This window comes from Paenibacillus ihumii (assembly GCF_001403875.1).
Taxonomy (GTDB): domain Bacteria; phylum Bacillota; class Bacilli; order Paenibacillales; family Paenibacillaceae; genus Fontibacillus; species Fontibacillus ihumii.
On the sequence record NZ_LN884298.1, the window covers coordinates 168,053 to 181,137 of the forward strand.

13 protein-coding genes are annotated in these 13,085 nt (G+C 51.3%); 1 reads left to right on the plus strand and 12 read right to left on the minus strand.

The window, feature by feature from the left end; genetic code table 11:
- Window positions 1–32: 32 nt before the first annotated feature.
- From BN2762_RS05840 to BN2762_RS05890, 12 genes are all read right to left on the minus strand, one after another.
- Entirely contained in the window at window positions 33–1,751 is a 1,719-nt protein-coding gene (locus BN2762_RS05840) for a phospho-sugar mutase (RefSeq protein WP_055106089.1), read from the minus strand.
- Window positions 1,752–1,827: 76 nt separating this feature from the next.
- Window positions 1,828–2,250 (minus strand): 3-hydroxyacyl-ACP dehydratase FabZ, encoded by a 423-nt coding sequence (gene fabZ, locus BN2762_RS05845; protein WP_055106090.1) that lies wholly within the window; start codon window positions 2,248–2,250, stop codon window positions 1,828–1,830.
- A 286-nt stretch (window positions 2,251–2,536) separates the two neighbouring features.
- Complete coding sequence (locus BN2762_RS05850; RefSeq protein WP_055106091.1) at window positions 2,537–2,737, minus strand: DNA-directed RNA polymerase subunit beta; 201 nt, start codon at window positions 2,735–2,737, stop codon at window positions 2,537–2,539.
- Window positions 2,738–2,749: 12 nt separating this feature from the next.
- On the minus strand, window positions 2,750–3,568 hold the full coding sequence (locus BN2762_RS05855) for a flagellar hook-basal body protein (RefSeq protein WP_055106092.1): 819 nt from the start codon (window positions 3,566–3,568) through the stop codon (window positions 2,750–2,752).
- Window positions 3,569–3,581: 13 nt separating this feature from the next.
- Window positions 3,582–4,463 (minus strand): flagellar hook-basal body protein, encoded by an 882-nt coding sequence (locus BN2762_RS05860; protein ID WP_055106093.1) that lies wholly within the window; start codon window positions 4,461–4,463, stop codon window positions 3,582–3,584.
- 101 nt (window positions 4,464–4,564) lie between these two features.
- Window positions 4,565–5,563, minus strand: a complete 999-nt coding sequence (mreB, locus tag BN2762_RS05865) for a rod shape-determining protein (protein WP_083484785.1) — start codon at window positions 5,561–5,563, stop codon at window positions 4,565–4,567.
- 242 nt (window positions 5,564–5,805) lie between these two features.
- Entirely contained in the window at window positions 5,806–6,090 is a 285-nt protein-coding gene (gene spoIIID / locus BN2762_RS05870; RefSeq protein WP_055106095.1) for a sporulation transcriptional regulator SpoIIID, read from the minus strand.
- A 179-nt stretch (window positions 6,091–6,269) separates the two neighbouring features.
- Complete coding sequence (locus tag BN2762_RS05875; protein WP_055106096.1) at window positions 6,270–7,013, minus strand: M23 family metallopeptidase; 744 nt, start codon at window positions 7,011–7,013, stop codon at window positions 6,270–6,272.
- 188 nt (window positions 7,014–7,201) lie between these two features.
- On the minus strand, window positions 7,202–8,254 hold the full coding sequence (spoIID, locus tag BN2762_RS05880) for a stage II sporulation protein D (RefSeq protein WP_392391567.1): 1,053 nt from the start codon (window positions 8,252–8,254) through the stop codon (window positions 7,202–7,204).
- The gene (locus BN2762_RS28300) at window positions 8,137–8,721 is read right to left on the minus strand and encodes a hypothetical protein (protein ID WP_392391564.1); all 585 of its coding nucleotides are present in this window, start codon (window positions 8,719–8,721) and stop codon (window positions 8,137–8,139) included. The genes spoIID and BN2762_RS28300 overlap by 118 nt, the downstream gene beginning before the upstream one ends.
- Before the next feature lie 1,400 nt (window positions 8,722–10,121).
- A complete protein-coding gene (gene murA, locus BN2762_RS05885) occupies window positions 10,122–11,471 on the minus strand; it encodes a UDP-N-acetylglucosamine 1-carboxyvinyltransferase (RefSeq protein ID WP_055106097.1) in 1,350 nt (449 codons plus the stop codon).
- Window positions 11,472–11,863: 392 nt separating this feature from the next.
- The gene (locus BN2762_RS05890) at window positions 11,864–12,115 is read right to left on the minus strand and encodes a DUF1146 family protein (RefSeq protein WP_055106098.1); all 252 of its coding nucleotides are present in this window, start codon (window positions 12,113–12,115) and stop codon (window positions 11,864–11,866) included.
- Window positions 12,116–12,373: 258 nt separating this feature from the next.
- Between BN2762_RS05890 and BN2762_RS05895 the strand changes: the two genes are divergently transcribed.
- Window positions 12,374–13,069, plus strand: a complete 696-nt coding sequence (locus tag BN2762_RS05895) for a copper homeostasis protein CutC (RefSeq protein ID WP_055106099.1) — start codon at window positions 12,374–12,376, stop codon at window positions 13,067–13,069.
- Window positions 13,070–13,085 lie beyond the last annotated feature (16 nt).

A 13,085-nucleotide genomic window follows, 5' to 3' on the forward strand; every position in this document is an offset into this window, starting at 1 on the left:
GTGTAGCCCGATGCAACGGTCATTCTTGAAGCCTAGGCATCCACGCGCTTAAGCACTTCCTCCTGCAAACGCTCCAGCCGAGCTGCCGAATCCGCGCCCGAAGTCCCCCGCACGGCGAAGTAGAACTTAATTTTCGGTTCCGTGCCGGAAGGACGAAGGCAGAACCAGGAGCCATCCTCAAGAGTGAACTTCAAGACATTCTCCTTCGGCAGCCCGTAAAGGCCAACAGAAAAGTCCTCTATCTTGGTTACCGGGATATCTCCCACGCTTTGCGGCGGCTCGTTCCGGAACTTCTCCATCAATGCAACGATTTGCTCCAGTCCATCCTTGCCCTTCAGCGTCCGCGATACCAATGATTCGCGATAATAGCCAAATTTCGCATATAACTCCTCTAGAACATCGACAAGCGATTTGCCTTGCTGCTTGTAATAGGCCGCAGCTTCGCAGATCAGTGTCGAAGCGACGATGGCATCCTTATCGCGGGCATAATTTCCAGCCAGGTACCCGTAGCTTTCCTCATAGCCAAACAAATATGTGTAATTCCCGGACTCTTCAAATTGATCCATCTTCTCACCGATGTATTTGAATCCAGTCAGTGTATTGAACACCTCTGCCCCGTAATGGCGGGCAATTTCAGCGCCGAATTCGCTGGTAACGATCGTCTTGACGACCGCGCCATTGCTCGGCAGCTTACCGGCATCCTTCATTTGGCTAAGGATATAATGAACGAGGATTGCCCCCGATTGATTGCCTGTCAGAACCTCATACTTGCCGGCGGCGTTTTTAACAACTGCACCCATCCGGTCCGCATCTGGATCTGTACCGATCAGAATATCCGCCCCTACCTCCTCGCCGAGCTCAATGGCCAGCTCAAAGGCTTCACGCTCCTCCGGATTCGGCGATTTCACCGTAGAGAATTCCGCGTCCGGCAGTTCCTGCTCCTTAACGATATGAACCTGCGTGAAACCGAGCTTATCCAGTACACGGCGCACAGGTATATTTCCTGTTCCATGAAGCGGGGTGAATACAACGACGACATCTTTGCCAGCCCCGGCAGCCAGCAGATCAGGGTTCAAGCTGGCTCCGGCGACCGCATCGAAGAACGCCTCGTCCTCCGCCTCGCCGAGCCAAACGAGCAAGCCCTGGGCTTCAGCCTCCTCCCTTGTCAAACGCCGTACCTGCTCGAAGGAAGTAAGCTCCTTAATATTAGCTATGACCTGCTCCGCTTCATGCGGAACAAGCTGACCGCCGTTGGAATTGTATACTTTATAGCCGTTGTACTCCGGCGGATTATGGCTTGCCGTAATGACAATGCCTCCAGTCGCCCCGAGGTGGCGAACCGTAAAGGATAGCTGGGGCGTCGGGCGAAGCGACGGGAAGAGCTTGGCTTCAATCCCGTTCCCGGCCAGCACCAATGCAGCTTCCAGCGCAAACTCTGAAGAAAAATGACGGCTGTCGTGCGCAATGACGACCGACGGACGTCCTTCCCGATTGCCATGCGCTTTCAGTAAATATTGGGCCAAGCCTTGCGTCGCGCGTCCAACGGTATAGCGGTTCATCCGATTGCTTCCTGCTCCGATGACGCCGCGCAGCCCGCCCGTCCCGAACTCCAGATCCCGGTAGAAACGATCCTCGAGCTCCGCAGGTTGGTCGGCTAATGCTTTCAATTCCTCTTTCGTAGCTTCGTCAATCGATGGATCCTGAAGCCAGCTATTCACTTTCTCTTCGATGGTATGACTCAATTCAGCCATGGTTACACGCTCCTCCTTAATCTTTATCTCTATAGGTGTATAAAACCACTTGTTGGTGGGAATTAAACCAAGCCCATCAGGACAGCGCAAACATGATTTCGCCTTCGGCCACGACCTTGCCTTCTACAGAAGCGACGGCCCGGCCCTTACCGATGGAGCCTTTAAGCCGAGTGATCTCTACCTCAAGCCGCAAGGTATCGCCCGGGACAACCTGTCCGCGAAAACGGAACCCATCCAGGCCGGCAAGAAAGCCGATTTTCCCCCGATTGCTCTCCACGTTAAGGATAGCTGCTGCTCCAACCTGCGCAAGTGCTTCCGTAATAAGCACTCCTGGCATTACCGGGTATTCCGGGAAATGCCCCGCGAAGAACGGCTCATTCACCGTCACGTTCTTGATGCCGACGGCCCGCTTGCCGTCCTCCATTTCGATAATGCGGTCCACCAACAGGAATGGCGGACGATGCGGAATGATTTCCTGAATTTGCTTTGAGTCTAACATATGTACTGCTCCTTTCACTATTCTATTTTTCACTCACCCTTCCGTATAAAAACGGCTGGGAACGGCCAAACTGTAATTATCCTTCGCCTCTGCAGAAGCGAGGGTTAAGATAAGGGGCTGATCCGCAGCGGAAGGCGTAATGCCGCCGATGCGATCAAGCCCTTTTGAATTTTTCCTCTGGATACAGCACCCCCATCATTATACATTTTCCGCTTTAAAAAAGAAAACTCCCGATTTCCGGGAGTATTTCGTCATTTTTTGCATTTTGTTCAAGGCTCAGCACCTGTTACGGAGCAAAAACTAAATCAAACACATGTCTCCACGTACTCCATTCCAGGACACCGCTGATATCCTGCTTTCCGAGTACGACATAACCTACGACTGCTCCTCCAAACAAGGCCAGGCCAAGGAACAGCAGGATGAGAACGATCCGCAGGAGTACGATCCAGCCGGAGCGTTTCTTAACCGGTTTCTTGTCTTGCGTCATGAATTTCTCCACCTATCCGCGCAAATTGTTGGCTAAGTTCATCATCGTATCACTGGAAGTTAGCGCGCGTGCAGCAAGCTGATAAGCCCGTTGCACTTTCAGCATTTCAGCCATTTCGTTTGCTAAATCGACATTGGAGTTCTCAAGGACGCCCTGCCGAATCGTAGCCTGTTCCTCTTCAGCGAGATCCGAGGTAGCCATAATAACGCCTTCCCGCTCGCCTGGAGGCAGTACAAATAAATTGCTGTCCCTCTGGATCAGCGCATCGGAACGAAGCGGAGTCACCAGCCCAATGCGGCCGACCTCAGCTTCTACCTCTCCATCCATGGCTATGATGTTGCCTGCCCCGTCTATATGCAGCTTCGAGCCGGCAGGTACTTCAATCAGTTCACCATCAATATCGAGCAGCGGGTGTCCGAGATTCGTCACGAGATATCCCGTCTGTGGATCTTCAGGGTTAATCTGGATGTTAAAATTCCCCGCTCTCGTATAGCCGACTTCCCCATCTTGCGTCAACACCTGGAACATAGCATTGCCTTCAATGGCAAGATCGGTCATATTGCCGGTTTCCTTCATCGTTCCCTGCTTAAAATTGACAGCCAGCTCCGACATGCGGGAGCCGAATCCCATCCCTATGCCAAGAGGGGTAGCGCGGCCGGCCAGTTGAAAATCGGAAGACTGCTGCATGACGCTGTTCAGCGTATCCTGGAACGCCGCTTCTTTCCTCTTATATCCAACGGTATTGACATTAGCCATATTATCAGCGAGCAAATCCAGTCGCTGCTGGATGCCGTTCATGGATACCATGGCACTGATCATAGAGTTATTCATGTGGCCCTCCTATTTATACACGGCCGATTTCATTAACCGCTTTATCCAAACTTCTATCGTAGAACTGAATCATTTTCTGATTGGATTCATAAGCACGCTGCGCAGCCATCAAGTCCACCATCGACTGGGCAATGCTCACGTTGGAGCCCTCTATGTAGCCTTGCTGCACCTGAACCTGCTCGTTCTCCTGAAGAGCCCGAATCCCCGCCGCTTCCTCATCCTGGACGAGATACACGCCATTTCCCTCACGAATGAGCGCCTGAGGCCGCGTAACAACCGATATGCCCAACTGGATATCGATCTCCTCGCCATTGCTCTGCAGATTGCCCTGCGGATCCACGGCTAGGGAATCTATCGGCTGATCCGGGCCAAGAATGATTGCATTCCCCTCCGAATCAAGCACCTGATAGCCTTGCATGGTCCGCAGCTCGCCTTCGGGATTCACATAAAAACTTCCGTCACGAGTATAACGAACATTGCCATTTGTGTCCATGACGGAAAAAAATGCCGCAGGCCGGTAAATGACCTCGCCATCCTCGGTCACATGTTTTCCATAGCCATCAAAAGCAATCGGCTGCCCCGTTGCAGGATCCTCCACCTCGATATTGGAAACGAGGGCGAAGTCCGAATTCTTTCCCGTCTCCATCAAGTCTCCCTGCGCATAAGACGGCAGGCTCTCCTCCACAAAAACACCGGTATTCAGTTTTCCGATCCGCCGTGTACCTGCTGTGCTGTCGCCAACTAGTGATACAAGCATTTCGGGAAATGCCCGCGACACGCTATTCACCTGCTTGTAACCCGGCGTATTGATATTTGCTATGTTCTGCGTTACCGTATCATGGCGTCTTTGCTCCGTAATCATACCGGAAGCTGCGGTGTAGAGTCCTCTTAGCATCGGGACAACCTCCAAACTTGAATAACTTTAGATATCGAATCCTATATACGAATCTTCTGTACAAAATCCGAAAGGACGCTTCTCATTTATATATCGGCTGATCAGAACTTTTTCTTAATGACTTTATCCAAATTATCAAGCATCATGCCCGTGCCTTTAACGACGCAATGCATCGGGTCCTCCGCGATAAGCACCGGCACCCGCAGCTCCTCGGACAGCAGCTCGTCCAATCCATTCAGGAGAGCGCCTCCTCCGGTCAAAATAACGCCCCGGTCGATAATATCCGCTGACAGCTCCGGCGGTGTCCGCTCCAATACCGATTTTGCCGCAGTGACGATCGAAGCGACAGGATCCGACAGCGCTTCCTGAACCTCCTTCGAGGTAATCGTAACCGTAAGGGGAAGCCCGGATACCATGTCCCTTCCGCGAATGTCCAGCTCGGCTACCGCCCCCGACGGATGAACCGTACCGATGGCGATTTTGATATCCTCAGCGGTCCGTTCTCCGATCAACAGCTTGTACTTCGCTTTAATATATTTAATGATGGCGGTATCAAAAGTGTCTCCGGCAACTTTAATCGACGAAGCTGTGACGATGTCTCCCATCGAGAGCACCGCCACATCCGTCGTACCGCCGCCGATATCGACCACCATGTTACCGCTCGGCTCGTAAATGTCCATGCCTGCGCCGATGGCTGCCGCCTTCGGCTCCTCCTCCAGAAATACATCTCTGGCACCGCTGTGTTCTGCGGCTTCGCGAATCGATTTCTGCTCTACTGAAGTAATGTTTGTCGGCGCGCAAATGAGAACACGGGGATGACTGTACCAGCTTTTCGCTCCGACCCGGTTAATAAAATGCTTCAGCATCGTTTCCGTAATTTCAAAATCAGCAATGACGCCATCTCTTAGCGGACGGATCGCAACGATATTACCGGGCGTGCGCCCTACCATTCGCCTGGCATCCTCGCCGACGGCGAGCACCCGCTTCGTGTCGCTTTCTATCGCTACTACGGACGGCTCATCGAGAACGACCCCTTTTCCTTTTACGTGAATCAATACATTTGCCGTGCCTAAATCAATCCCAATATCCTTGCCCATTATCCCGATGCTCCCCCAAAGCGTATTTTGTAAATCATGGAAAACGCTGCGTTTGATTTATGGTAAAAGCTTCCCTTCATTACTCCGTTATTATTCGACAAAAATTTCGATTAATCCTTTATATTTCGAGATTTATAGATAAAACTCCGCTTTTCCATGCCATATTTAAAAATACCATACTTTGGGGGATGTGTTCAATGACAATCAGAGCTGTCCGGTTAGGCATTTCATAACTTTTCGGCGGATTATTTTGCCGAGCCGATGGCCTCGCGTTTCGTTTGCCCTTTCTTTTTATACTTGATCTTGGTTGCCTCTCCTCCCCGGAGATGCCGGATCGACTTATGATATTCGAGAATGTGCTTCACCTGGTCTGCCAAATCCGGATTGATTTCCGGAAGACGCTCGGTCAAATCTTTATGCACCGTGCTCTTCGATACGCCAAATTCCTTGGCAATCGTACGAACCGTGTGCCGGGTCTCCACGATGCAGCGTCCTATTTTAATCGTACGTTCTTTGATGTAATCGTGCACGCTCCCGCCTCCCTACTCGAGATAGTTTGGTACATTATATGAGGGGCGTGCCCATATATTCACGGTTTCGGAGGCATGACAAGCCCGGACAAGATCATTTATTTTACAAAAGCCCTCCAAACGGCAAAAAAGGCGGAGAGCTATGATGCTCTTCGCCTTTTCAGACCCGGCAGTCCGAATTAATTTTTTGGAAGCACAGTAACCGGGTTGACTAATTCGCCATTCTCATATACCGCAAAATGCAGGTGGTTGCCAAGATCCTTCTCCATCTCGTTGCGCCCGGCATTGGCAATGGAATCGCCCTGCTTCACCTCAGCCCCCTGCTTCACTTTAACGTCAGTTAAGCTTTCGTATACCGTCTTCAGGTTGTTCGCATGAGTAATCTCTACGACATAGCCGAGCAGCGGATGCTCCTCGACCCGGGTTACTTTCCCTGCGAGAGCGGCTTTAACCTCGAAAGGCTTGTCGTCCTCACGCGCCAAATCGATGCCGGTATTCGGAGTAAAGGTATCCTTGTACTCAACCATCGCTGCCTGATGATCCTCTGCCGAACCTTCCTTCTCATAGAAAGGCTTCACAATGGAGACTTCCGATGCATTGGCTACCGGCCAGATCAAATCCTCCGTGCTGGCTGTCTTCGTGGCATCTGCCTGGTCAGGGGCATTGTCCCGTACGATTTCGTCATCCGGGAGCTGAACGGTATCCGTTACGCTGGCGGGGGTCGATTCCATAGGCTTGCGGCCTGCATCCTGGTAGACCCACACTAAGGTTAGTATAATTGCCGCTGCCGCCACATACGCTGCCGGATATACCCATCTCTTGGACAATACTTTTTTCCATGCGGATACCGGAACTTCCGGCTCGCCCATTATATTTTTGGGAGATTCCTCATGGGGCTGTTTTTTTGGTTTTTGTTCATTCATTTGGTATCACCTCAATAACCAGTGTTACCGAGGCCGACTCTTTTATACTTCCATTATAGTAATATTTTCAGAAAAAGACTTGAAGGCTTGGTTTTAAAGAGGACAGTCCGCATTTGGCGAGAGCTTTGCCAGCTGTGGATGGAAGCTAGGGCTGTGCAAAACTTTATTTATTCTAGAGCTTCCAAAAATCAGCTCTTTAACAGAGCAGACGCCTGAGCAAAGGATATGCCTGTGTAGTAGTGTTTGAGAATTTGCGTCGTCGTATAGCCTTCCCTCGCCATCCCCTGGGCCCCCCACTGGCTCATGCCGACGCCATGCCCGTTGCCGTACGTCGTAATTTTGACGTCATCTCCATCCAGGCTCATTCTGAACTGGGCGGAGCGCAGACCCAGCTTCTCCCGCAGCTCGCGTCCGGTAAAGCTATGGCCTCCGATGAGCATCGTTTTGATGTTGTGTCCCGCCGTATAGGATTTGATTTGAAAAAGCGCAGGTAATGAAGCAGGCTTGTCCGCCGAGGAAGCCGCCGCAGGAAGATCCGGCGCCTTCAGACCGAGCTTGTTGAACAGCTCATTTACCGGAATGCTGACCGTCTCCTTGAAGGCGGGGTTTACGTCCTTATCCCAAGGGCTAGGCACGCTGCGCAGATAAGGCAGCTTCAGCGACCAGTATTCCTCTGAATTCTCGGTGTAGCCACCGCTGGCCGAGAAAAAGGTCGCAGTGATCGGCTTGCCCTGATAAGTCATAATGATTCCTTTCGTTTGTTCCACTGCCTGGCGCAGCTTGGCCAGCTGCTCGCCCTTGCCAAGCTCAGGCCATTTCTCCAGATCTGCGCTGGACAGATAGGCTTGATGCGCGACTGAATCGACGACGTCCGCGCCCTGGATTGGAACGCCGCTCTGATCCTCCTCCGCCAGCCGGCGAACGATGAACGTCCGGGCGGCGATCGCCTGCGCCTTCAGCGCCTCCAACTCGAAATCAGCCGGCATTTCCGCAGCCAGCACGCCGGTCACGTACTGCTCGAGCGGCAGCGTCTCGATGCCTCCGGTCTTTGTCAGATAGACGCTGACCGAGGGCAGCTCGGCGACGGCCGGCGCAGCCGGGAGCTGGGCCGCAGGCTGCACCGCTACAGCGCCGGTTCCGCTGGCTGGCCCGGGCACAGCGGGCTGGCCAGCTGTCCCCGGGAGCGGCGCTGGCGCCGGGCCCGGACCGCCGCTGCGGCTGCCGACAAGGGCAGCCAGCAGCACGGCGGCCGCGGCCAGCGAGACAAGCGCAGCGCCGAGCTTGGCGCCGTTCCTTCCGCTGTGGCGGAAGGAACGGTACGCGCGCGTGCCCGCAGGGACGCGCACGCGGACGGGCTTATCATGAACGTAGTGAGCAAAAGAGAGATGCCTAGCGCGGACGCCGACCTACGCGGCTGGAGCTCCGCCCGGCTTAGCGCCCCAGGTACAAGCAGCGCCTCCTTATGCTCTCGGCCGTCCACCGCCTGTAATCTACCCTGCGCCGTGTCTTGTGCTGCCAAAGATGCCAGTGGCGCAGCTTGTCGGCTCGGCAGTGAACCATACCGTGCTGCCGATACTTCACACAGCCCTTGCCCGGCTACCGTTCTTTCGCGCTGTCTGCTTTCCAGACCCCTTCCTATAGATGCACAGCTTTGCTCTCTTTTATTTTTACGAGCCGATAGATGAATGACCAAAGGTTCTTTTTTCAAATCCATACCCAAAGCAAGCAACCTCCATCCCGATTCATGCTGCAGCCGCAGGCCTCCCATACAATATAAGAAACACTGCGACCCTAGCGATTGAATTCGTTATACTTTTTATTCGCTATACTCATAGATATGATGCCCCTGCGTCTAATAGAACCTGTATTAATGGGCAAAACGATCTGAATATATGAGAATAGAGTAAATTTAGTATGAATGCAGCTGCAAATGTAAACTTACTATCCCCTTTCCCCGTCATCACTTACAACTCTTGCTCCTCTCCCTTAGTTTAACGGACACAGAAGACGCTATTCCCGCTAAATTACATGGATCGATAAGGCTATCGGACCCAGGATCCCTTATTTAAGTATTTTCCTTCTATAAAGGTAGTCATTTAGCGAAATAACGGAACCAAGGTCCGTTAACATCAGAATTTAAGCTTTTTATCCAAAATAACGGATCTACGGTCCGATCCCCTTTGTTCTAAGCCGATTTTACCCCTCAAACAACAGGTGGATAATCCAGAAACAAATTTATTTTGTCCTGCTCAAATTCACAAATTCGGGTCATTGGCATATGGTTGACCACCGTCATGAGAAGTAACCCTAAAGCGATCTTTACGCTACATAACTTTTACGCTAAATGCTCTTACGCTAAATACAAATACAGCATCCACTTAAAGCCATGCTTCTGCCCTCCACCCCGCCTACGATCCACTATCAATTCAATATGTACCTCCCCCCTACCCCGACCAATATCCACCTGTACTTTATTTTCCACATATACCCACACTTCATTCGTAACGCGACGAATCTACCCGAACCACACCTCACTATCAACATAGACCCAAGCTTACTCGCAACATATACCCGCATTTCACACTCAGTAGCAACCGTACCCCTTACTCAACATACCAGCGCATTTCACAATCAACGTCCATCTATACTCACTTTCCACTACACCAACGCCTCACTCCCAACATGCACCTGCATTTTACACTCAATATCCACCTGCGCTCTCCTCACATCATACCACCGCACTTCACCAATCAACGTCCATAGGCAGCTATGCTTCACTTTCAACAATCCTAAGGTTCTTACGCTACCTACAAATGTAGATCCATTTAAAGTCGCGCTTCTAATTTCTCCTCTACCTACGGTCCCACCATAACCGTGCTCTTCTCCTCATTTCAACATGCACCAGCATTTCACACTCAATATCCAGCTGCACTCTCCTCTCAACATACCACCACACTTCACCAATCAACATCCACCCGTGCTCTACTTCAACATGCACTCCCCCACGCTTCACGCATAACGCGACTCATGCCGAACCGCACAAAAAAAGACCGTGCTTAGAACACGGTCTTTTAGAATTCAGCTATAGTTAATAAAATTATTCCGCAATCATGCCCAGGTTGGCTGCACTTTCAGCACGGGGAGCTCTTCCTTGATATGGACAGGAACCCTTTCGTTTTGGGCCGCGGATTCTTTCTCATCGACAGTGACCCGCCAAATATCGGCTCCGAGCCCAGACAGCTTCTCGGCCAAATTTACATAGCCGCGATCAATGTGATGCGTTCCGCTTACTTCCGTTGTGCCATCAGCCACGAGCCCGGCAATAATGAGTGCTGCCCCGGCACGCAAATCGGTAGCGCATACTTTAGCTCCGCTAAGCTTGGCTCCGCCCGTAATGATCGAAGTACGTCCTTCCACCTTGATTTCGGCATTCATCAGGGCGAATTGCTCCACATGCATAAAACGATTCTCAAAGACGGTTTCCGTTACAACGCTCGTGCCTTCGGACACAAGCAGCAGCGCCATCATTTGCGACTGCATATCTGTCGGAAAGCCTGGATATGGCAGCGTTTTAACGTCCACGGCTTTCAGCGGCCGGTCCGCGATCACGCGAACGCCGTTCTCGTGCACTTCCACCTGTGCGCCCATTTCCTCGAGCTTAGCAATAACGGGACCAAGATGATCGGCAATAGCACCTTCCACGAACACATTTCCGCCCGTCGTAGCCGCAGCAATCATAAATGTGCCTGCCTCAATACGGTCCGGAATAACAGTATGCTCGACGCCGCGGAGCTTCTCAACGCCTTCGATGCGGATAACGCCCGTTCCGGCACCGCGGACAACCGCGCCCATCCCGTTCAAATAATTGGCGAGGTCGACGATTTCAGGCTCTTTTGCCGCATTTTCAATCACCGTCGTGCCCTCAGCAAGAGTAGCCGCCATCATAATATTCTCCGTGGCACCGACACTGGCTACGTCCAGATAAATTTTCGCTCCGCGAAGGCGGCCATTTGATTTGGCTTCGATGAAGCCCTGACCCAAGGTAATCTCGGCTCCCATGGCTTCGAACCCTTTCAAATGCTGATCAATCGGTCTTGTACCGATCGCACAGCCTCCGGGTAGAGAAATTCGCGTATATCCCGTGCGAGTCAACAAAGGCCCCATCACAAGAAAAGATGCCCGCATTTTCCGTACCCATTCGTACGGAGCTTCACAATTTGCGATCTTCTGCGCATTGACCGTGACTACCTCGCGGTCATATGTAACGGTCGCTCCTAGCGATTCCAATACTTTAATGATGGTCATCACATCATCTAGCGGCGGGGCATCACGAATTACGCTTACGCCTTCCTCCCCTAATAGCGATGCTGCGATGATCGGCAGCACTGAATTTTTAGCTCCGCTAACTTTAACGTTCCCGGACAAAATATTGCCGCCGCGGACGATAAATTTGCTCATCTTGTTTCCCTCCGCGCGTTCATTTTCACCTTTATTTCGATGCAAAACAAAGGCAACCCGCTCATTTCCCTAAATTTCATCATATCATCGGTAGCTTGAGGCGCACAAGGCTCTAAACTTGTAGAAATAACACGAATCATGGAGGATTTCGTCTTATTTGCAAGCAATCCATAGATCCCCTTGGCTTAATCCTTATTCACCATTGTTGACACAATGTTTTGTTGTTATTCGACAAAATTCTCTCTGTGCAACAGCACGCAATGTTACATTTCATTTCCAGGCCCCTGAATTTAGCTTCCCGAATCGCATTGTTGAACGCAATGGTCTGCACTAGCCCGAGAGCCCTGACAACCCCTCGTAGTCTAACACACTTATAACCAATGACTTAGAAATTAAAACATGTAGCGAAGCATCTGCGTATATTCCAAGTACTCCAATACGAAGGCTGCAACAAAGCGTCCCAGCACAATAGCCAGAAGCAATTGAAGCAGTTTGCCCTGCGGTCCCTTCGGATGTCGGATTATTAAATCCAGCTTGAGATTCTGCAGCGCCCACCAGGACAGGACAATGCAAGCCAGCGATACTAAAATAGCCGTTAGGCCATTCATGCCAACCGAAGCCGGCACAGAATCCATAGGATTCATCTCCGCTCCCCCCGCCTTGTTTTATTCTTATGCAACCGCCCCTAAAAGGGTTAAAACACTATAAATATATATCGGCAAGCATAATATAAAAAAATTATAGACCTTATATATCATACTTGCCTGAGTGACAATAATCCAGCATTTCTTTCTATTGTGAGGGCTTCCAATTGAATAAATTTAAAAATCCTGATTTAGCCAGGCCCCTTTCTGCAAATGGGCTATAATATAGTTACCGAAAATGCAGGAAGGAGCGTTTAAATGAAAGTCGAGGTTATAGCATATACACTGGGCGATGCGATACTGGCCGCCCGTTCCGGAGCCGATCGCTTAGAGGTCATTACCGCCCCCCAAGAAGGCGGATTAACACCCAGCTATGGTCTTGTGCAGCAAATCCGGGAACAGACTTCAATCGACATCCGGGTGATGATTCGTCCTCACAGTCGCCATTTTTGCTATGATAAAGAGGACATAGCTACCATGATGCAAGATATTGCCGCCTTTCGCCAGTTGGGCGTCTCGGGATTTGTATTAGGAGTCTTAACCCCAAGCTGGGCAGTAGACGAGAATGCCCTGGCACGTTTGCTGGATGCCGCAGACGGCCTTCCCGTGACATTTCATAAAGCATTTGACGAAACAGCCCACTTAACAGAGGCACTGCATACTTTAAGCCGCTTTCCGCAGATCACGCATATTCTGACCTCCGGCGGTCGACCCTCGTCGCTGGAAGACTCAGCCGTGGATACTATATCCGAATTGGTAGGGCTAAGTCAACCATACGGTATTACCATCATGCCCGGCGGAGGTCTTCATCACGGGGCTCTGGAGGCGTTCCTCCGCAAAACCTCGGTTACCGAGTTCCACATGGGCTCTGGAGTAAGGCTGGAGGGCAATCTTCTTCAGTCGATTGATCCCAAATTGCTGCTTAAGGTACGCAATATCGCAGACCGCCTTTGATTAAATTCCTTCATGA